This is a genomic window from Acinetobacter sp. 802_lipA, from assembly GCF_058242885.1.
This window is the reverse complement of the sequence record NZ_JBZAYP010000001.1, coordinates 1,797,332-1,819,290: the sequence shown is the minus strand read 5'-3', so window position 1 is coordinate 1,819,290 and position 21,959 is coordinate 1,797,332. Positions and strand designations below refer to the sequence as shown.

13 protein-coding genes, 2 tRNA genes and 3 rRNA genes are annotated in these 21,959 nt (G+C 42.4%); 12 read left to right on the top strand and 6 right to left on the bottom strand.

Going from position 1 to position 21,959, the window contains the following annotated elements; all coding sequences use genetic code 11:
* Positions 1–24 precede the first annotated feature (24 nt).
* Positions 25–1,115 (top strand): IS4-like element ISAba33 family transposase gene (locus AC4CU3_RS08980; protein WP_155115347.1). Its coding sequence is split into 2 segments (ribosomal slippage): positions 25–565 and positions 565–1,115, totalling 1,092 coding nucleotides; the frame shifts between segments, so codons are not numbered across the junction.
* A 102-nt stretch (positions 1,116–1,217) separates the two neighbouring features.
* On the opposite strand, the gene AC4CU3_RS08975 is transcribed toward AC4CU3_RS08980, so the two are convergent.
* Entirely contained in the window at positions 1,218–2,522 is a 1,305-nt protein-coding gene (locus AC4CU3_RS08975; RefSeq protein WP_062032364.1) for an IS4 family transposase, read from the bottom strand.
* Between the two features lie 105 nt (positions 2,523–2,627).
* A complete protein-coding gene (mpl, locus tag AC4CU3_RS08970; RefSeq protein WP_183175993.1) occupies positions 2,628–3,995 on the bottom strand; it encodes a UDP-N-acetylmuramate:L-alanyl-gamma-D-glutamyl-meso-diaminopimelate ligase in 1,368 nt (455 codons plus the stop codon).
* 255 nt (positions 3,996–4,250) lie between these two features.
* On the opposite strand from mpl, the gene AC4CU3_RS08965 reads away from it, so the two are divergent.
* The 4 genes from AC4CU3_RS08965 (at position 4,251) to AC4CU3_RS08950 (ending at position 8,506) form a co-directional block, all read left to right on the top strand.
* Positions 4,251–4,589, top strand: a complete 339-nt coding sequence (locus AC4CU3_RS08965) for a DMT family protein (RefSeq protein ID WP_004977754.1) — start codon at positions 4,251–4,253, stop codon at positions 4,587–4,589.
* Between the two features lie 192 nt (positions 4,590–4,781).
* Entirely contained in the window at positions 4,782–5,294 is a 513-nt protein-coding gene (gene purE, locus AC4CU3_RS08960; protein WP_004697498.1) for a 5-(carboxyamino)imidazole ribonucleotide mutase, read from the top strand.
* Positions 5,295–5,309: 15 nt separating this feature from the next.
* On the top strand, positions 5,310–6,431 hold the full coding sequence (locus AC4CU3_RS08955; RefSeq protein WP_159151807.1) for a 5-(carboxyamino)imidazole ribonucleotide synthase: 1,122 nt from the start codon (positions 5,310–5,312) through the stop codon (positions 6,429–6,431).
* Between the two features lie 791 nt (positions 6,432–7,222).
* Complete coding sequence (locus tag AC4CU3_RS08950; RefSeq protein ID WP_278345303.1) at positions 7,223–8,506, top strand: lytic murein transglycosylase; 1,284 nt, start codon at positions 7,223–7,225, stop codon at positions 8,504–8,506.
* Between the two features lie 118 nt (positions 8,507–8,624).
* Here the strand turns inward: AC4CU3_RS08950 and AC4CU3_RS08945 are convergent, their stop codons facing one another.
* Positions 8,625–9,752 (bottom strand): anhydro-N-acetylmuramic acid kinase, encoded by a 1,128-nt coding sequence (locus tag AC4CU3_RS08945; RefSeq protein ID WP_490738128.1) that lies wholly within the window; start codon positions 9,750–9,752, stop codon positions 8,625–8,627.
* A gap of 63 nt (positions 9,753–9,815) precedes the next feature.
* Between AC4CU3_RS08945 and tyrS the strand changes: the two genes are divergently transcribed.
* The 7 genes from tyrS (at position 9,816) to AC4CU3_RS08910 (ending at position 19,553) form a co-directional block, all read left to right on the top strand.
* Positions 9,816–11,048, top strand: coding sequence for a tyrosine--tRNA ligase (gene tyrS, locus AC4CU3_RS08940; RefSeq protein WP_490738127.1), 1,233 nt, complete (start codon positions 9,816–9,818; stop codon positions 11,046–11,048).
* A gap of 1,272 nt (positions 11,049–12,320) precedes the next feature.
* Positions 12,321–13,858, top strand: a 16S ribosomal RNA gene (locus tag AC4CU3_RS08935).
* A gap of 61 nt (positions 13,859–13,919) precedes the next feature.
* Positions 13,920–13,996, top strand: a tRNA-Ile gene (locus AC4CU3_RS08930).
* A gap of 112 nt (positions 13,997–14,108) precedes the next feature.
* Positions 14,109–14,184: transfer RNA gene (locus AC4CU3_RS08925), tRNA-Ala, on the top strand.
* A 423-nt stretch (positions 14,185–14,607) separates the two neighbouring features.
* Positions 14,608–17,501 (top strand): 23S ribosomal RNA (locus AC4CU3_RS08920).
* Between the two features lie 175 nt (positions 17,502–17,676).
* Positions 17,677–17,791 (top strand): 5S ribosomal RNA (rrf, locus tag AC4CU3_RS08915).
* Together the 16S, 23S and 5S rRNA genes with 2 tRNA genes alongside form the textbook arrangement of a ribosomal RNA operon.
* A 604-nt stretch (positions 17,792–18,395) precedes the next feature.
* Positions 18,396–19,553: a PQQ-dependent sugar dehydrogenase gene (locus AC4CU3_RS08910; protein ID WP_490738126.1), complete on the top strand. Its 1,158-nt coding sequence runs from the start codon at positions 18,396–18,398 to the stop codon at positions 19,551–19,553.
* 34 nt (positions 19,554–19,587) lie between these two features.
* On the opposite strand, the gene AC4CU3_RS08905 is transcribed toward AC4CU3_RS08910, so the two are convergent.
* From AC4CU3_RS08905 to AC4CU3_RS08895, 3 genes are all read right to left on the bottom strand, one after another.
* Positions 19,588–20,187, bottom strand: a complete 600-nt coding sequence (locus AC4CU3_RS08905; protein ID WP_490738125.1) for a hypothetical protein — start codon at positions 20,185–20,187, stop codon at positions 19,588–19,590.
* Positions 20,112–20,621 carry a hypothetical protein gene (locus AC4CU3_RS08900; protein WP_490738124.1) on the bottom strand — a complete coding sequence of 170 codons (510 nt, stop codon included), beginning with the start codon at positions 20,619–20,621 and terminating at the stop codon, positions 20,112–20,114. The genes AC4CU3_RS08905 and AC4CU3_RS08900 overlap by 76 nt, the downstream gene beginning before the upstream one ends.
* 644 nt (positions 20,622–21,265) lie before the next feature.
* Positions 21,266–21,808 carry an NADPH-dependent FMN reductase gene (locus tag AC4CU3_RS08895; protein WP_078426653.1) on the bottom strand — a complete coding sequence of 181 codons (543 nt, stop codon included), beginning with the start codon at positions 21,806–21,808 and terminating at the stop codon, positions 21,266–21,268.
* Positions 21,809–21,959 lie beyond the last annotated feature (151 nt).

Genomic DNA, 21,959 nt, shown 5'->3' with positions numbered 1-21,959 from the left:
ACTTGTTTTCTGAAGACGAATATGATGACACATTTCAATGAGTTATATCTCATCTTAAACAAATATCTAAAGTGGAACAAGTCACATGCAAAATGTTTTACACTGATTATGCTTGCATTAATTGTAAAACAGACATGTAATCTTTCTTCTGCATCTAAAGCCTTACCCATCAAGTGCTTACCACAATCATTTTATCGACGTATACAACGCTTCTTTGCAGGTCAGTATTTCGATTATCGTCAAATTTCTCAGTTAATTTTCAATATATTTTCATTTGATAAAGTCCAATTAACTTTGGATAGAACTAATTGGAAATGGGGAAAACGAGATATCAATATCTTGATGTTAGCCATCGTCTATCGTGGAATAGCGATACCTATTGTTTGGACATTGCTCAATAAACGTGGAAATTCAGATACAAAAGAGCGTATTGCTTTGATTCAACGCTTTATCTCCATTTTTGGTAAAGATCGTATTGTGAATGTGTTTGCAGACAGAGAATTTATCGGTGAGAAATGGTTTACATGGTTAATTGAAAATGACATTAACTTCTGTATACGTGTTAAAAAAACTTTATTGTGACCAATCACTTAGCCAAGAATCATAAAATTAGTGATTTATTTCGTCATCTTCAAGTTGGTCAAACTGAATGTCGTAAACGACGTATTTGGGTTGGTCGAGTGAAACTGTATATTAGTGCGCTACGATTAGAAGATGGAGAACTTTTACTTGTTGTTTCTCCTATGTTTAATGCTTCTGCTATTCGTGATTATGCATTACGCTGGGAAATCGAAACGTTATTTAGTTGTCTCAAAGGACGTGGATTCAATCTTGAAAATACTCGTTTAACAGACCCTAGACGAGTCAAGAAATTGATAGCAGTGCTAGCTATGGGTTTCTGTTGGTGCTATTTAACAGGTGAATGGCAACATGATCGGAAAAAAGCGATAAAAATAAAGAAGCATGGACGACTTTCAGTAAGTTTATTTCGCTACGGTTTGGACTATGTTCAAATGGCTATTCTACGTTTGATTGGTTTTGGAAAAAAAGAAGAATTTAAGAAAGTGCTAGCAATTTTAAGAAAGAAAAAGCCTGATAGGACAAGGGTCCTATGAAATTTGTCGTGTACAGAGAAGATTTTGAATATACGGGCACGATGTCTGGTTTTTAATTAGATAAGCTAGTAAAAAACCCGCCATATGCGTAATGCCAGTCAGTTAAGAAATTGACTGGCATTTTCTTGGATATTTTTGTGCTTTAATTTTCACTACTCGCGGACATTGCCTTTGCCTTTTTTCAGGTAATACAAATATTTTAGATTGTTCAAATAATTGCGCTAAATGTTTGGGTAGGTTTCCTGCTGATTCTAAAGGTGTGTGCCTTAAGATATTGATAATACTCATAGATGCAACATGGAAACTGATCCTTAAAGGACTCACCTTTGCATGTTCAGCGATAAACCTCATCTGTCTTCTTAAGATATTATATGCAATAAATACCCCCCACAATTCTTGATAGACCAAATCAGGTTGTTTGCTTCTTAAAATCCTTGCATCCTGTAAATCACTTTTAATTTCCCGATAACACATTTCTATTTCCCAACGCTGGATATAAAGCATTGCAAGGTCTTTGAATGGATAAACTTTAGAATCTGTTAATGATGTAATGTAACGTCTTATTTTTCCTGCATATTCAACTTCAATTAAACGTGCTTCCCAATAGTCACCCAATGACGGATTTATCTTTTTTGCTCTTGCTGAAACAGGCATTTTGATCTGAAAGTCATGGGCCGCATTATGATGAATCACTTCATAACGCAGGTTGTCCTTTGCTCGCATCAACCAATGACTCTCTTCTGCCTGAGATTGCCAGCTCACTAAAAAATCAGCAGAGAAGTAAGCACGATCAAATAGGGTAATACTGCGAACTGGTGCTTTTAATTGACTGGCTAAGGTTAATTCACCTTGATCCATACTGCCCATTTGGGCATCAATCATTTCATGGGTATTGGTATTCACCAGGCAAGTCGCTCTAACTTGTGGGTAAGGTGCAGCTGCTGTTTTGCCTTTGGATGAACCAAAGTGCTTAAAGTTTTCTTCTGTATGAGGCATAGACCAAACCACACCATCTACAGCACAAACGCATAGACCGTGAAAGTTGCTATATTGTTGTTGTGAGTCTTTAAACCATGCCTGACTTAATGTCGAAAATAAAGCACTCATGGGTTCTAAGCCTAAGCGTTGTCTTGCTTGTACGGATGCACTCGGTACACAGTATTCTGCCGTACCGAAAACAAGTTGCAATTGTTGAACCACATACCAAATCGGTTGATTTCGAAATAGAGCAAGTCCGATTACCAGCCAAACAACATGTTCAGCAGGCAGTTTTCTTTTTCGAATTGATGCTTTACCTGTTTGGTCTAAGCAATCTTCAATCCAGTTTAAATCAATCAATTCACTGAATTGTGAAAGTGAAGGTAAGGTTTGTTTTAATGTTAAATCTAGATTCTGAGATAAATTCATAAAAAAAGAGCGTATTTACATACGCTCTTTTTACAGCATTTTAACTTTTTTTGCTTAACTGACTGGCATTACGCCATATGCGGGTTTTTTCTAAGCAGGTACCGCTTATTCTTCGTTTAAGGCGCTGATCAATTTTTGATGTAACCCGCCAAAACCGCCATTCGACATAATCACCACTGCATCGCCCTCACCTGCTTCACTGACCACCGTTTGAATAATATCTTCCAGTGAGCGAGCAACCACGGCTTTATTTGAAGCAGCTTCAATGACAGGTTGCAAGTCCCAGTCCAAACCTTCTGGTTGATACCAAATCACTTCATCCGCCAAACGCGCAGAGTGCGCAAGTCCATCTTTATGGCTTCCCATGCGCATAGTATTTGAACGAGGTTCAATAATTGCCCACAACTTACGTTCGCCTAAACGCTTACGTGCGCCTTCTAGCGTAGTATCAATTGCGGTTGGGTGATGGGCAAAGTCATCATACACTTCAACGCCACGCACCGTGCCTAAAAGCTCCATACGGCGCTTCACGCCGCCAAAGTTAGACAGTGCTTCGCACGCTGTTTCAATGCTCACGCCGACGTGTTCAGCCGCAGCGATAGTCGCCAAAGCATTGGCTACGCTGTGCTGCCCTGTCATGTTCCATTGCACTGTGCCTTTTACCACGCCGTGTTGGAGTACTTTAAAGTGCGAACCATCAGCACTTAGTTGTTCGGCATACAATTCAGACTTGTCGTGGGCCTCTAAAGAGGTACGAACCACAGGTGTCCAACAGCCCTGCTCTAAAACTTCATCAATATTGGTTTCAGTAATTGGAGCAATGATACGACCCTCACTTGGAATGGTACGAACCAAGTGATGAAATTGTTTTTGAATCGCTGCTAGATCATCAAAAATGTCGGCATGGTCAAATTCGAGGTTATTTAAAATGGCTGTTTTGGGATGGTAATGCACGAACTTCGAACGTTTGTCGAAAAAGGCAGAATCATATTCATCGGCTTCAACACAGAAGTATTTGCCAGCACCTAAACGCGCACTTTCAGAGAAACCTAACGGTACACCGCCAATCAGGAAACCTGGCTCTAAACCTGCCTGATCCAATACCCAAGCCAACATGGTGGTGGTGGTGGTTTTACCGTGGGTCCCTGCTACACCAAGTACGTGTTTGCCTTGGAGCACATGATCGGCCAAAAATTGTGGGCCTGAAATATAGGGCAAGCCTTCATTGAGCATGTATTCAACGGCATCAATCCCGCGTTTCATCGCATTGCCGACGATGACCAAATCAGGATGAGGTTGTAAATGACTGCGGTCATAACCTTGCATTAAGGTAATGCCTGCATTTTCGAGTTGGGTCGACATGGGAGGATAAACGTTTAGATCCGAACCCGTCACTGTGTGGCCAAGATCACGTGCTAAAAGCGCTAAAGACCCCATAAAGGTGCCACAAATACCCAAAATATGCAGATGCATTCCGCCTCACTCCACTGCTTTTATAGACACATCACGTATTGTTGGTGCTGTTGTCGTGATTAATTCGATGTGAAAGCAACCATAGCAAGGCGCTTAGCGAAAAGATAGTGATTCTTGTATCTAATCGTTTAATTATTCTGCGGCTTGAACAACGCTTTTATTTTGTAAAAAAGCTGGCTGAAAAGTGCAATATTTGCTGAATTTCCTCGCAAAAAACGTACAATAAAATGCTCCTAAATTCGGCGATCTTGCTTCATGTCCCTGCCCTTTATTTTATTGATTATTGCCAACTGTTTTATGACACTTGCATGGTATGGACATTTAAAATTTTTACCGGGTGTGCCGCTTTGGCAAGCCATTTTATTTAGCTGGTTCATCGCGTTGGTGGAATACAGTTTTATGATTCCTGCGACCCGTATGCTGTCACAGCAAGGCTGGTCAATGGGCGAAATGAAAATCACCCAAGAAGTGGTGACGCTATTGGTTTTTGTACCGTTTATGCTTTTCTTATTTAAACAGCCTTTTAAGCTCGATTATTTGTGGGCAGGACTGTGTTTATTTGGTTGTGTTTATTTTGTTTTTCGCAGCCAATAAATCAAAAAGTGAGGCTACAGTCCTCTTTTTATTTAAGTTTTATGCTACTCGATAAAAAAACAAGAAAAATCTGCATTTAGTTGTACGGTTAAATTTTGGAGAGCTGAAAAATCAGTCTATAATACGGGGCTCTTATTAAAGCTTGGCGCTAGTCGAGATTTATCTCTCTTAACTATCTCTGGAAACATTGCAATGAATGCGGCCGCTTCACAAGACACTCCTCTCGTTGGAATTATCATGGGTTCTCAATCAGATTGGGCTACTCTCGAACACACTGCCAATATGCTTAAGCAACTTGGTGTCCCATTTGAAGCGGAAGTTGTGTCTGCGCACCGTACGCCAGATCGTCTTTTTGAATATGCTGAACAAGCACGTGACCGTGGTATCCAAGTGATTATTGCGGGTGCAGGCGGTGCGGCGCATTTACCAGGAATGTGTGCGGCGAAAACTGATTTGCCTGTACTTGGTGTGCCAGTGAAGTCTTCGATTTTAAACGGTGTCGATTCACTGTTATCGATTGTGCAAATGCCAGCAGGTATTGCAGTGGGTACTTTGGCGATTGGTCCAGCAGGCGCAACCAATGCCGCGATTATGGCAGCACAAATTTTAGGTCTGACACGTCCTGAAATTGCAAAAAATGTGGCCGATTTCCGTGCTGCACAAACCGACAAAGTCGCAAGCAACAATATTCCAGGCCAAGCTTAATACGGGGCATTCCTCATGAATAAAACCATCGGTATTTTTGGTGGTGGGCAGCTGGGTCGCATGATGGCGCAAGCGGCTTTGCCACTGAATATTCAATGTACGTTCTTTGATGTGAGTATAGACTGCCCTTCAGCGGCTTTAGGAACTGTGATTTCAAGCAAAACTGAAAACGGTTTACAAGACTTTATTGCTAGTGCCGATGTCTTCAGCCTTGAGTTTGAAAATACGCCTTTGTCCGATGTTGATGTTTTGACCAAGCAAAAAGATATGCATCCGCCGCGTCAGGCTTTAGCTATTGCACAGCATCGCTTGTCTGAAAAAGCGTTATTTGATGAGCTTGAGATTCCTGTTGCGCCTTATAAAGCGGTAGATTCTCTAGAAAGTTTAAGCGCTGCAGTTGCTGAGCTGGGTTTACCGATTGTGCTGAAGACAGCCACAGGTGGCTATGATGGCAAAGGTCAGTTTGTATTGCGTTCTGAACAACAAATTGAACAAGCATGGGCTGAATTAGGCCCTGCTGGAAGTTTAATTGCAGAAAGCTTTGTGACCTTCTCGCGTGAAGTTTCGATCATTGCGGTACGTGGTCAAAATGGCGATGTGAAAACGTGGCCATTGGCTGAAAACCATCACCATCATGGTATTTTGTCGCATTCGATTGTTCCTGCACCGAATAGTGCGGACTTACAACCCGTTGCACAAGACTACATCACTCGCCTATTGAATCATTTGAATTATGTTGGCGTGTTGACCTTAGAACTGTTTGTCACAGACAAAGGTTTGTATGCCAATGAAATGGCGCCACGTGTGCATAATTCAGGACACTGGTCGATTGAAGGCGCAGTATGCTCTCAGTTTGAAAACCATATTCGTGCAGTTGCAGGCTTACCCTTGGGTTCAACTGAAGTCGTTCGCCCTACGGTCATGATCAATATTATTGGTCAGTATCCACAGTCTGAACAAGTCTTGGCCTTAGAAGGTGTACATCTACATCTTTATAATAAGGAAGAACGTGAAGGTCGTAAGATTGGTCACCTAACTTTAATGCCGAATGATACCGCTCAACTCACGATGCTATGTCGCCAGTTGGCTAAAATCTTACCAAATCCATTGGCACTGAGCGAAGATATGACCATCTAAAGCTTCAGTTGTTGTTAAAAAAAGCGATCACGATAGTGGTCGCTTTTTTATTTGGACTCATTCAGGCATGATTGCGCCTCTTTGAAAAAAGTGACCGTTAATCGGATCAAAATTGAAATAAATTGAGTGTTTTTTATCCGTTTTGATAAAATTAGCGCATAGAAAAATAAACTGAAAGCAAAATAAAGCGAGTTTTGTGCAGAGAAGCACGTTTAAAACAGCGTCTACGATTGAATGTGACACTGGTTTTCACCTAAAAGAAAGTGAAACAGTAGAGAGCTCTATCAACTTGGGTATGTGGATATCTTTTTAAGTCTATTTTGAATTTAAAAAATAGAAGTAAAATTTTGAATTTAAAAGTGGGTTTTAAATTTAAATCGAGTGTTTAAATTTAAAATGAATTTAAAAGTTTTGATGCTGTTTGAATTTAAATTCAAAACAATAAATTTAAAGTCTGTGAGATGAATTTAAAGTTTTGAATTTAAAAATATTGAGCTTGGGTTTCGAAGTTTAATTCTTTGTATATTGTTGATTATGAAGGTTAAATAAAAATGTGGATAAAATAAATTTAAAACAAGATGATTGAATTTAAAGTGCTTGCTGAACTAAAGGTTGTTTTTGAATTCAAAAGTTGAGATCTGTAGTGTTGTGGATAAGTGGTTTTAAATTTAAAAGATGGTTTTGAATTTAAACCAAAATGAATATTCATTTACGTTTTGATTCAGAAAAGTGAAATCGAAAGTGTTAAGGTTAAAAGCATAATTCAGAGATAAAGAATCATTAGGGATTTTATGCACCGTTTTGCTTTTCTTTTAGGTTCATTTTTTTTAGCGGCGACTCAGGCGAATGCTGAGCTTATTATTAATGGTCAAAAAGTTACAGGCAGTTCAAATGTCGCAACTTCCGATTATCGTCCTCAGAATTCATTTCAAAGCTGTATTGCCAATTTAAAAAGCCAAGCGATGGCGAATGGTGTGTCTGCGTCCACTTATGATCGCTACACACAAAATTTAGCGCCTGATTATTCTGTGATTGAAAAATTAAATTACCAACCTGAATTTTCCACGCCGATTTGGGATTATTTGTCAGGATTGGTGGATGATGAGCGTGTTGCGGTAGGTCAGCAAAAATTGGCGCAGCATCGTGAAGTGTTGAATCGTGTTGCGGCCGCGTATGGTGTGCCTGCGGAGACTGTGGTTGCCGTGTGGGGCGTGGAAAGTAATTTTGGCGATATTTCAGGTAAATATCCATTATTACAAGCTTTAGGCACATTGAGTTGTGAAGGGCGCCGCCAAAGCTATTTCCGTGGAGAGTTTTTTGCCGCTATGCGTATTTTACAGCGTGGCGATTTAACGGAGCCACAACTGAAAGGCTCATGGGCAGGTGCGTTTGGCCATACCCAGTTTATGCCATCGACGTATGAAGAGCTGGCGGTCGATTTTGATGGTGATGGACGCCGTGATTTGGTGTCGAGTACCACAGATGCTTTGGCATCAACAGCCAATTTCCTCAAAAAACGCGGCTGGCAAACTGGGCAGCCTTGGGGATTTGAAGTAAAAAATCCGCAAGCGATCTCTCTAAGTGGTGAAAGTCGTCGTAATAAGAAGTCCTTATCTTACTGGATGCAAAACGGCTTGGTACGCGCAGATGGCTCAGCGTTAATTCAAGGCAATTTATCTTCTAGCTCACAAGCTGGGTTGATGGCGCCCGCTGGTGAAAATGGTCCACTATTTTTAGTGTTTAAAAACTTTGATGCAATCTATAGTTATAACGCAGCAGAAAGTTATGCATTAGCGATTGCGCATTTATCAGACCGCTTACAAGGGCAAGGTGGGTTTAGTACAACTTGGCCAACTGATGATGCAGGCACTTCGCGTTCTGAACGTCGTGAAATTCAGCAGTTTTTACTGAATCGTGGCTATGATATTGGTGCGGTGGATGGCTTGATTGGTGATAAAACTCGTCAAGCGATTCGTCAGGAGCAAATTCGTTTAGGCTTAAGTCCGACGGGACGAGCGGGGCAGCAAATTTTAAAAGCCTTCCGTCAGGAAAATGCCAAGTTGATGATGCGTTAACATTAACAGCAAAAAAAATCGTTGATATAAATTAAAGAAAAAGCCAGTCGGTTATTCACCTGACTGGTTTTTTTGATTTGCTTGGGTTGCGTCTAAAAGACCAGAAGCATTTTGATGTTTAAACCGCGGTAATCGTTCCGAGAATACGGTTACCTTGTGCGCCTGTCACTGTCGGTAAGTTGCCACTGAGTTGCTGGATAAAACGCATGGCCAACCAAGCAAAGGCAGTCGCCTCCACCCAAGTTGGGGCTAAGCCAATCGCGGAGGTGGTTTGTACAGACCAATTATGTTTACGTAAGCGCCAACGTAACTGTTCTAAAAGGTGTGAATTATAGGCACCACCACCACAGACGTAGACTTCACCCGTATCCATATCGGAGCGATAGATGGCTTTTTTAATGGCGCGCGTGGTGAGCTTCATTAATGTAGCCTGAATATTTTCAGGACTGTCTTCAAGCTCGTCGTATTCAAGGTCATTGCGCCAGTCGGCAATTTGTTCATCTAACCATTCGAGGTTGAAGTCTTCACGGCCAGTGCTTTTTGGTGGTTCTTTGGAAAAATATTCATGGGATTGTAGCCGATCGAGCAGGCTGCGAATCGGATGGCCGTAGGCTGCCCAATTGCCATTTTCATCATAGGGCTGTCCAGTAAAACGTTCACACCAAGCATCCATTAAAATGTTAGCTGGACCTGTATCAAAGCCATACACGGCTTCAGGTTGACCTGCAGGCAACATGCTAACATTGGCAATACCACCCAAATTTAATATCACACGGTGAATACTATCGTGTTGGAAGAGCGCTTGATGAAATGCAGGTACCAACGGTGCCCCTTGACCACCTGCAGCCATATCACGACGGCGAAAATCTGAAATTACTGGGAGCTGAGTGAGCTCAGTAATAATATTGGGATCACCAATTTGCAGAGTAAAACCATGTTCAGGACGATGTCGAATAGTCTGACCATGCGAACCAATGGCTTTGATTTGACTACGATCAAGCTGATTTTTCTCAATCATCTCATTGATGCCATGACCAATCATTTGAGCCAGTGCGACATCGGCTTTACCCATACGATCAATTTCGTTGTCATCTGGCAAAGTGAGTGCCATGAGTTCATCGCGAAGGTCTGGATCAAAAGGAAGGGTGAGTGTCGCGTGAATCTCTAAAGGATCAAAAGAAGCAGCAACAATATCAACACCATCCATGCTGGTGCCAGTCATTACCCCAATATAGATCGCTGTCATGATTATTCTAAAGCCTGCAATGTGCTGAAAAAGTGTTAGTATATCGCACAAATTGAATAACTGATGTGTTTGGGTTTTGTGATGTCAAATTTCCTGCCGGCTGAAGAACAACTTGCTCTCATTCAACGAGGCACGCATGAAATTATTTCTGAAGAAGATCTTCTGAAGAAATTAAAAGAAAATCGTCCTTTAAAAATTAAAGCGGGCTTTGACCCGACTGCGCCTGACTTGCACTTGGGGCATACGGTTTTAATTAATAAACTGAAAACTTTCCAAGACTTGGGTCATGACGTGACCTTCTTGATTGGGGACTATACCGCGATGATCGGTGACCCAACTGGAAAAAGTGCAACACGTCCACCATTGTCGCGTGAGCAAGTGCTTGAAAATGCAAAAACCTATCAAGAACAAGTGTTTAAAATTCTTGATCCTAATAAAACCAAAGTGCGCTTCAACTCAGAATGGTTTGCAACCAAAACAGCGGCTGATTTAATTCAGTTGGCATCACAGCAAACGGTTGCACGTATGCTTGAGCGTGATGACTTCACCAAGCGTTATAACAACCATCAACCAATCGCAATTCATGAGTTTTTATATCCATTGGTTCAAGGCTATGACTCGATTGCCCTTGAGGCAGATGTTGAGTTAGGCGGTACGGACCAAACCTTTAACTTATTGATGGGGCGTACACTTCAAGGTCGTTATGATCAAGAAGCGCAAGTCTGCATTACAGTGCCAATCCTTGAAGGTTTAGACGGTGTGAACAAAATGTCTAAGTCTTTGGGTAATTATATTGGGGTATTTGATGCACCAGGGGCGATGTATCAGAAAGTCCTTTCGATGCCAGATGCATTAATTGAACGCTATTTCGATTTACTCAGCTTTAAATCCGTTGATGATATTAAAGTCCTGCTAAAAGAAATTGCTGAAGGGCGTAATCCACAAGAAGTGAAGAAAATTCTAGCCCTTGAGTTGGTAGAGCGTTTCCATGGTGCAGAAGCAGCAGAAAATGCACATAAAGGTGCAGGCAACCTGATTACTGAGGGTGAACTACCCGAAGGGACACCAGAAGTGACAATTTCACGTGCAGAATTTGGTGGCGAGTTGTTTATTGCAACAATTCTTCGCGTAGCGGGCTTAAACCCAAATGCTGCAGCGGCAAAAGATGCCGTGGGTCGTGGTGCGGTCAAAGTCGATTGGAACGTGGTTGATATGAGCTTCTCTGTTAAAGAAAATGCCACTTTAATTATCCAGTCGGGTAAAAAAGCCATTGCGAAAGTCACTTTTACTGACTAAGTTAGTGCATATATATGCTTTAAGTTATTGATATAAAAGCAGGCTTCGGCCTGCTTTTTATTTTTTAATCTTTATAAAAAAATCAAATAAGTAAATTCAAAAAAAACCTTATAAAAACAATGCTTAATTTTTTCCAAAAATATTGCAATTTAAAATGATTGTGTATAAGATTTCAACGTCTAGTTGATGTTTTTAACATCGCTAGAAGGGTCAATAAGAATAACTCTCCACAGTTTTCAAGTCTCTTCCCCAAGGGACTTTTTTAAGATAACTATAATAATGACATCTATGGATCAGATAACGATCTAACTCCGAGGAAGAGGTTTTGGGAGAGATCTCTTCCTTTTTTATTGGCAAAAATTTAGTTTTTTAAAATCAGTTTCTCGCAGACAAATAACGAGCTGTCATAAAAGTTGGGTGCAATAGGCTTTTAAATAAAGAAGGTTATCACCTTTACAGGTGTATAGCGCTGCATTTATCCAGATGTTTTGTATCATCAAGATTTATCGTAGTTGTTATTTCAGCTCTGTCTTGAATTATCTTGACCATGGTATAGATAGAAGAGGGCTTTGCTATTACGCGAATGAAATAAAAACAGACTAAGCATTCCATTCTTGCTAAATATTAGGTGCTTTTATAGCAATGCGGCAGTTTTTCAGCTTAGGCGTGTATTAAATAAAGAACTACGTCTTTAGAAAGATGATTTATCAAAAATACAGAGATGAACGGAATAAAGAGTGATTTTAAGCCTGAAAACAACGTTGCTAGAAGATTGGTAAGACTCTGCTGAAAGAAAAAATAAATGCTAAGGCTTAAATTTCAAGCTTAAAAGACTTTTAAAGATTGGAAATGAAATGCTCATGTTGAAAGAAATAAGAGAAAAAATGATAAATATGATCAAAAAATAGATGAAAAATACGATTTTTCTTAAGTTTTGTAGAAAAAACCAACGCCCGTTTCAAATAAGTGAATTTGGGGGTTGCAAAGCTTTAGAAATCCTCTAGAATGCACCCCATACCGACGAGATAGACGGAAACGAACGAAGCACGAAGTGCTGAGTTGTTGAGTATATTGAGTCCAGCTTCTAGCACTGACGAGGTGTTAGAAAGATCATTAAGAGATTATGAAGAACAACTTGTGTGGATTTTTACTGATTGATCGATCGAAAATATTTCATTGATTGAAGGTAAAAATTACTCGAAGTTTATTTGAGAAATATTTGTCAGAAAATTGATGAGCCAAGATTTGTAGCCATAAGCTACTAATGATTTTTAACTGAAGAGTTTGATCATGGCTCAGATTGAACGCTGGCGGCAGGCTTAACACATGCAAGTCGAGCGGGGAAGGGTAGCTTGCTACCTAACCTAGCGGCGGACGGGTGAGTAATGCTTAGGAATCTGCCTATTAGTGGGGGACAACATTCCGAAAGGAATGCTAATACCGCATACGCCCTACGGGGGAAAGCAGGGGATCTTCGGACCTTGCGCTAATAGATGAGCCTAAGTCAGATTAGCTAGTTGGTGGGGTAAAGGCCTACCAAGGCGACGATCTGTAGCGGGTCTGAGAGGATGATCCGCCACACTGGGACTGAGACACGGCCCAGACTCCTACGGGAGGCAGCAGTGGGGAATATTGGACAATGGGCGAAAGCCTGATCCAGCCATGCCGCGTGTGTGAAGAAGGCCTTTTGGTTGTAAAGCACTTTAAGCGAGGAGGAGGCTACTTAGATTAATACTCTAGGATAGTGGACGTTACTCGCAGAATAAGCACCGGCTAACTCTGTGCCAGCAGCCGCGGTAATACAGAGGGTGCGAGCGTTAATCGGATTTACTGGGCGTAAAGCGTGCGTAGGCGGCTTTTTAAGTCGGATGTGAAATCCCTGAGCTTAACTTAGGAATTGCATTCGATACTGGGAAGCTAGAGTATGGGAGAGGATGGTAGAATTCCAGGTGTAGCGGTGAAATGCGTAGAGATCTGGAGGAATACCGATGGCGAAGGCAGCCATCTGGCCTAATACTGACGCTGAGGTACGAAAGCATGGGGAGCAAACAGGATTAGATACCCTGGTAGTCCATGCCGTAAACGATGTCTACTAGCCGTTGGGGCCTTTGAGGCTTTAGTGGCGCAGCTAACGCGATAAGTAGACCGCCTGGGGAGTACGGTCGCAAGACTAAAACTCAAATGAATTGACGGGGGCCCGCACAAGCGGTGGAGCATGTGGTTTAATTCGATGCAACGCGAAGAACCTTACCTGGTCTTGACATAGTAAGAACTTTCCAGAGATGGATTGGTGCCTTCGGGAACTTACATACAGGTGCTGCATGGCTGTCGTCAGCTCGTGTCGTGAGATGTTGGGTTAAGTCCCGCAACGAGCGCAACCCTTTTCCTTATTTGCCAGCGGGTTAAGCCGGGAACTTTAAGGATACTGCCAGTGACAAACTGGAGGAAGGCGGGGACGACGTCAAGTCATCATGGCCCTTACGACCAGGGCTACACACGTGCTACAATGGTCGGTACAAAGGGTTGCTACCTAGCGATAGGATGCTAATCTCAAAAAGCCGATCGTAGTCCGGATTGGAGTCTGCAACTCGACTCCATGAAGTCGGAATCGCTAGTAATCGCGGATCAGAATGCCGCGGTGAATACGTTCCCGGGCCTTGTACACACCGCCCGTCACACCATGGGAATTTGTTGCACCAGAAGTAGGTAGTCTAACCGCAAGGAGGACGCTTACCACGGTGTGGCCGATGACTGGGGTGAAGTCGTAACAAGGTAGCCGTAGGGGAACCTGCGGCTGGATCACCTCCTTAACGAAAGATTGACGATTGGTAAGAATCCACAACAAGTTGTTCTTCATGACGATGTATCTGAGGGTCTGTAGCTCAGTTGGTTAGAGCACACGCTTGATAAGCGTGGGGTCACAAGTTCAAGTCTTGTCAGACCCACCATGAGCGAGGGTCAGCGAAACATGTTTCGCCCGAGCGCAAGACGAGAGCTATGCTCGAGTTAAGCATTCGCCTTAACACAGTTTACGATACATCGAATCACAGATGATAAGCTGGGGACTTAGCTTAGTTGGTAGAGCGCCTGCTTTGCACGCAGGAGGTCAGGAGTTCGACTCTCCTAGTCTCCACCAAATTTCAAGACAAGAAAACTTAAAGCACTGCTTTAAGGCTTTTCCTTGAAATTTAAGCAAGAAGCTATGCTTCGCGCAGATAGGTTGGATTATAGAATTTAGTAAGTTGAAGCTTATTAACTTCTGTGATTTATCACAGTTTCCTGACCTGACGAAGGCTGGAAAAATCATTAACAGAATATATTTGAGTTGAAATAATTTGTTCATACTCGTTTTTAAGATCGACATTAACAGTGATTTATTACTGGATGATGAAGATTGAAGAAATGAGTTACTAGCGAAATTAACTGAATCAAGCGTTTTGGTATGTGAATTGAATTGAAGCTGTACGGTGTTTAAGTACACAGAACAACAAACTGTATGATCGAGCAATCGATCTGTCCTAGTACTACTTGTAGGTGCTACGACTGTTTGGGGTTGTATAGTCAAGTAATTAAGTGCATGTGGTGGATGCCTTGGCAGTCAGAGGCGATGAAAGACGTAATAGCCTGCGATAAGCTCCGGGGAGGCGGCAAATATCCTGTGATCCGGAGATTTCTGAATGGGGAAACCCACCTGTCATAAGGCAGGTATCGTATGATGAATACATAGTCATACGAGGCGAACGAGGGGAAGTGAAACATCTCAGTACCCTTAGGAAAAGAAATCAATTGAGATTCCCTCAGTAGCGGCGAGCGAACGGGGAAAAGCCCATTAAGTCATATAAGTTCTAGTGGAATGCTCTGGGAAGTGCAACCATAGTGGGTGATAGTCCTGTACACGAAAGGGCTTATATGATGATGTCGAGTAGGGCGGGGCACGTGAAACCTTGTCTGAATATGGGGGGACCATCCTCCAAGGCTAAATACTCCTGACTGACCGATAGTGAACCAGTACCGTGAGGGAAAGGCGAAAAGAACCCCTGTGAGGGGAGTGAAATAGATCCTGAAACCGCATGCATACAAGCAGTGGGAGCCGACTTGTTCGGTGACTGCGTACCTTTTGTATAATGGGTCAGCGACTTACATTCAGTAGCAAGGTTAACCGCATAGGGGAGCCGTAGAGAAATCGAGTCTTAATAGGGCGTTTAGTTGCTGGGTGTAGACCCGAAACCGGGTGATCTATCCATGAGCAGGTTGAAGGTTGGGTAACACTAACTGGAGGACCGAACCCACTGTCGTTGAAAAGCCAGGGGATGACTTGTGGATAGGGGTGAAAGGCTAATCAAACTCGGTGATAGCTGGTTCTCCCCGAAAGCTATTTAGGTAGCGCCTCGGACGAATACCATTGGGGGTAGAGCACTGTTTCGGCTAGGGGGTCATCCCGACTTACCAAACCGATGCAAACTCCGAATACCAATGAGTACTATCCGGGAGACAGACTGCGGGTGCTAACGTCCGTAGTCAAGAGGAAAACAATCCAGACCGCCAGCTAAGGCCCCAAAATTATAGTTAAGTGGGAAACGATGTGGGAAGGCATAGACAGCTAGGAGGTTGGCTTAGAAGCAGCCACCCTTTAAAGAAAGCGTAATAGCTCACTAGTCGAGTCGGCCTGCGCGGAAGATGTAACGGGGCTAAAACTATATGCCGAAGCTGCGGATTTGCAATTTATTGCAAGTGGTAGGGGAGCGTTCTGTAAGCCGATGAAGGTGTATTGAGAAGTATGCTGGAGGTATCAGAAGTGCGAATGCTGACGTGAGTAACGACAATGCGAGTGAAAAACTCGCACGCTGAAAGACCAAGGGTTCCAGTCCAACGTTAATCGGGGCTGGGTGAGTCGACCCCTAAGGCGAGGCCGAGAGGCGTAGTCGATGGGAAATTGGTTAATATTCCAATACTTCTATGTAATGCGATGAGAGGACGGAGAAGGTTAAGTCAGCCTGGCGTTGGTTGTCCAGGTGGAAGGTTGTAGGCATGTATCTTAGGCAAATCCGGGGTACTCTATGCTGAGAACTGATAGCAAGCTGTACTTGTACAGTGAAGTGGCTGATACCATGCTTCCAGGAAAAGTCTCTAAGCTTCAGTTACATAGGAATCGTACCCGAAACCGACACAGGTGGTCAGGTCGAGTAGACCAAAGCGCTTGAGAGAACTCTGCTGAAGGAACTAGGCAAAATGGTACCGTAACTTCGGGAGAAGGTACGCTGCCGACGGTGATAGGATTTACTCCTTGAGCTATTGGCAGCCACAGAAACCAGGCCCCTGCAACTGTTTATTAAAAACATAGCACTCTGCAAACACGAAAGTGGACGTATAGGGTGTGATGCCTGCCCGGTGCTGGAAGGTTAATTGATGGGGTTAGCGTAAGCGAAGCTCTTGATCGAAGCCCCAGTAAACGGCGGCCGTAACTATAACGGTCCTAAGGTAGCGAAATTCCTTGTCGGGTAAGTTCCGACCTGCACGAATGGCATAATGATGGGGGCGCTGTCTCCAGCAGAGACTCAGTGAAATCGAATTCGCCGTGAAGATGCGGTGTACCCGCGGCTAGACGGAAAGACCCCGTGAACCTTTACTGCAGCTTGACATTGAACTTTGATCTTACTTGTGTAGGATAGGTGGGAGGCTTTGAAACCGAGACGCTAGTTTCGGTGGAGCCAATCTTGAAATACCACCCTGGTAATATTGAGGTTCTAACTCTGTCCCGTTATCCGGGACGAGGACCATGTCTGGTGGGTAGTTTGACTGGGGCGGTCTCCTCCTAAAGAGTAACGGAGGAGTACGAAGGTGCGCTCAGCGTGGTCGGAAATCACGCGTAGAGTATAAAGGCAAAAGCGCGCTTAACTGCGAGACCCACAAGTCGAGCAGGTACGAAAGTAGGTCTTAGTGATCCGGTGGTTCTGTATGGAAGGGCCATCGCTCAACGGATAAAAGGTACTCTGGGGATAACAGGCTGATACCGCCCAAGAGTTCATATCGACGGCGGTGTTTGGCACCTCGATGTCGGCTCATCTCATCCTGGGGCTGAAGCAGGTCCCAAGGGTATGGCTGTTCGCCATTTAAAGAGGTACGCGAGCTGGGTTTAGAACGTCGTGAGACAGTTCGGTCCCTATCTACCGTGGGCGTTGGAAATTTGAGAGGATCTGCTCCTAGTACGAGAGGACCAGAGTGGACGAACCTCTGGTGTACCGGTTGTGACGCCAGTCGCATCGCCGGGTAGCTATGTTCGGAAGGGATAACCGCTGAAAGCATCTAAGCGGGAAGCCTACCTCAAGATAAGATTTCCCTAGGACTTTATGTCCTCTAAAGAGCCGTTGAAGACTACGACGTTGATAGGTTGGATGTGGAAGCATAGTGATATGTGAAGCTGACCAATACTAATTGCTCGTGAGGCTTGACTATACAACACCCAAACAGTTGGTGTTGTGGTTCAAATCACTGCAAACAACTTGATTTAGTTATAAAGCTAGATAAAATATCCAACTCAAATATGTCTGTTAATAACTCATTTGATGAAAGTTAGGCACGAAGAGCACTGCTCTGAGGTTAGACCCAACGAATAGTCATAAACAGTTGTGCTGGCGACAATAGCAAGAGTGAACCACCTGATCCCTTCCCGAACTCAGAAGTGAAACCTCTTAGCGCTGATGGTAGTGTGGAGTTATCCATGTGAGAGTAAGTCATCGCCAGCTCATTAATTCTAAATCCCCCTAACTCAAATGAGATAGGGGGATTTTTTTATGCTGAATATATTAAATAATGTTAGATAATAAAAGATTGGCTAAAAGGTAGCTGTTAACACTTAAGAGATTTAGTTTTTCACTTAAATTTGATGATTTATTACTCACTAAAAGAGATTATAACTAAGTATCCGAATATATTCTGAGCAATTTTAACAACTATTCCATCTATATCCGTTGGGAAAGAATGGCTATAGTTAACTCGTGATCATGCAAAATGTGTCAAAACAAGGTTTCATTTAAGTTTTAATGTGCTCAATAAAAAAGAAACCCCGACATCCTGTCGAGGTTTCTTTGTATTTCAGTGCTTAGATACAACTCCTGTCATATCTCATGTCCTGATGCTCAAACTGATTATTGTTGTTTTAAGTTTGGGAAACGTCCTGTCTCCTGATGTATTCAATATATGCTGTAAGCTGTTTTAAGGCTAGTGGTCACTTTCCTCAGTTTTTGTAAGCTTTGACTTACACGGATTCATCTTGTTACCAAAGCGGATAACGCTGTACTTATGATTTCTCTACAATGAATTGGGATCGTGCGTTTAATGGGGAAGGCAATGCTGAGAAAAAAAGCTTTTTGTTTGTTGATGACAGTGAGTGCATTTTTTGGATTAATGGCATGTCATGCACAAAGATCAGCGGAGTCAGCAGCACATGAACAACAGGACAGTTCTGCTTCTTTAGGCACATCTATACACCTCAAACGTATTTCTGAATTCAATGAGCCATGGGCATTAGCGGTATTGCCTGATGGGCGATTATTAATTACTGAAAGATCAGGACAGTTGATTTTATTTAATCCTATAGATCAGACAAAGACTCTCATTAGGAATATACCTAAAGTGGCTTACGGTGGTCAGGGCGGATTGGGTGATATTGTTTTACATCCTGATTTTGCACAAAACCATCAAATTTATCTTAGCTATGCTGAAGCAGGGCAAGGTGGTTATGGTGCGGTTGTGATTCGTGCTGATTTGAATTTAGATCAGGCGCAGCCACAATTAGACAACCTTAAAATGATATGGAAACAAGCACCGAAGGTGCGTGGGCAGGGGCATTATGCACATCGGATGTTATTTGATGGTGCAGGAAAATTATGGATTAGTTCAGGAGAACGGCAAAAGTTTGATCCTGCACAAGATTTGACATCGAACCTTGGGAAAATGATTCGTTTGAATGATGATGGTTCGGTTGCCTTAGATAATCCATTTCAGACGCAGGGGGATATCGCAAAACAGATATGGAGTTTGGGGCATCGTAATCCTTTGGGAATGGCTTTGGATGCCAAAAAACAACTTTGGGTGGTGGAGATGGGCCCCAAAGGTGGGGATGAGCTTAATTTAATTCAAAAGGCTAAAAACTATGGTTATCCAATCGTTTCGAATGGTGATCATTATAGTGGTGTGAATATCCCTGACCACGCCACGCGGCCTGAGTTTGAAGCGCCAAAATTAGACTGGACACCCGTAATTTCTCCATCGAGTTTGATTTTTTATACGGGACAGATGTTTCCAAAGTGGCAGGATAAAGCCATCATTGGTGGGCTTTCATCTAAAGTATTAATTATTGTAGACACCACAGCACAGCCAGTAAAAGAAATCCAACGGATAGATATGAAAGAACGTATCCGTGGTTTACAACAAGCGAAAGATGGCAGTATTTGGGTGATTGAGGATGGAAAACATGCAGATTTAATTCAGCTGCTTTCACATTAATCACCTAAACAGAGTATTGCGAGGAAAGACAGTCTTAAAGCGCAGCATGTCGATCAGCATTGAAGACATTGGCTTGGATCTGCATCAGTTTTCGTTGTCCTTGTTTACCATTCATCCGCCAATGGGCAATTTTAATATTATCGATCAAGGCGACATCCCCTTTTTGCCACTGGAGCAAGAGTGCATCGTGATATAAGGCTTCAAAGAAGTGTTGTTTTTCCTGATCGGTCCATTCAATTTTTTCACCTTCATGGGTGAAAAGTTCCCATGACAGTTGCATGCAATTAGCCGTGGGGTCTAGTTGAAGCTTTCCTCGCTTCTTAAAGCTTTTTTGTGCAGCTTGGTGGGCAAAAGAATTGGTATTGTTTGCAAAAGCACACGGCTGGATCATCAACTTTTGAGTGTTCGGGTGTATGGCAACGAAAGGTGAGTGTTTTAAAGTAAGTTTGGTTTCTTTATTTGGTTGTTTGTTGAAACGAAAGGGCCTTTTGTTTAATAGCAAGCGATCAAATAGATTGAGTTTACGTGTTGAAATATAAGAAAAATGATTCCATGCGCCTAAGTATTTTTGTTGTACGCTGACTGGAAAATGGGCCCAAATTTTTTCGAGGTTATTAAACCCTGTTTCGAGCACATGGTTCGCAGGTTCTTGGCAAAACAAGGCAATAAACGTGAGCGAGTCGAATGTAGGCCACCTTCGACATCTGGACCTTGAATTGAGTTTTCAACAGCGCCTAATTGTACCGTATTGCAGTTGAGGTAAGGTCTATCATCACTTGCACGATTCTCGCTATATTTACGAATGAGAGAGGCGAACCAACCTGATTTTTTAGGCGTAAATGTATGCCAAGGTTCAAGCTGAAAATGATGTTCGATCAACTCATGAAATTCATAGTGACGTTGTAATTTAAAGCCACGAAATAATAAGATGCCGTACTGATGCAACTCTTGCATAAGTTCTGTGCGATGGACTCTAATATAGGCGACTAGAGCATCTACATCTGTATATTCGGGGGCAGCAACATAAATTTTGCAATAATCATTTAAAAGTGCGGTGTTTGGGTGCATGTGAATGGTCTCTATTGTTGTTTTTTTTAATTTATTGTATTGGACTGAAGTATTTGGGTGAAGCAGCAGATGTTCAGTCGGCGAGAGTATAAAGTGTAGTTCGAGCGCCAGATGTAATATTTTGTGGTGCAGAAGAACATACCGATAAACGGTGAAAGTCTTAATATTTGATGGATCTAATTTATAGATTAGCGCTTAAATATATACGTTGGACGGAAATGATCACTTGGGAAACATTTGGTATTTATTTATATGTTTTATATCGTTATTTTTAGAAAATTTAAGTTGGGATAGTCATCCTGACAGACCAATTTGATTTGTATTCACGAGTTTCTTCTAAAGTATTGAAGCATATAAGAGGTTCGTTAATATCTGATCGTGATTTGGGCTTTTAGAGAAATATTGAGCTAAAAATCAATACAATTAAAAAGCCCCCGACATCCTGTCGAGGGCTTTTTAAATTCTTTCAAGCGGTATAACTCCTGTCCTACCGATCAGCATCCTGCTGTGTATGTTGTTATTTTTGTTTTTCATCTGAGACATCCTGTCTCTGTATGGTTTAACTATAGCGTCGATGTTTATTATTGAAAAGCCGACAAATACTCAAGTTACTGTAAGCAATGGCGTACAGAAGAATTTCATGCTTATGCGCTGACATATTTAATGAGTTTATCAATTGCTGCTTTTAGATTCTTCTCATCAAAAGGATTTGGTTCAAAATCTTCGGTTTTATTGCGTGAAAAAATATCTCGAATTTCAATCACCGCATTGGTATCGACCAGACCGAGCTGAGTACCGACTTGGCGAATTTGGTCGATGGAACGTGAGCCATTGGTACCACCATAACTGATATAGGCAGCAGGTTTACCTTGCCATTCTTTGCCTAAGTAATCCAAGGCATTTTTAAGCGCAGGGCTATAACCATGATTGTATTCGGGGCTAATGAAAATAAAGGCATCGCCTTGGGCAATGTGGTCGGCCCATGCTTGTTGTTTGGGTTGATCATAAATCCCTGTCATTGGGGGATTTGCACCTGAAAAAATCGGTAAATCCCACTCTTTTAAGTCGACCAATTCGAGTTGGACCGTACTGAGTCCAAGTTGTTCAAAGCCTTTTTGCACCCATCGCGCAACTTTAATGGCTGTCCGACCTTCGCGCACACTGCCTATAATGACCTGAATTTTCATGAAAAATCCTTGGGAAAATAAATGTGATTACGTTACGGTAGTATGAAAATTAGGCTTTGCATAGATTGAATATGTATCTGATCGACAAATGTTTGAGGCATTAAAAAAGCCCCCGAAGGAGCTTTAAATGACACACAGACGTTCGATCTGT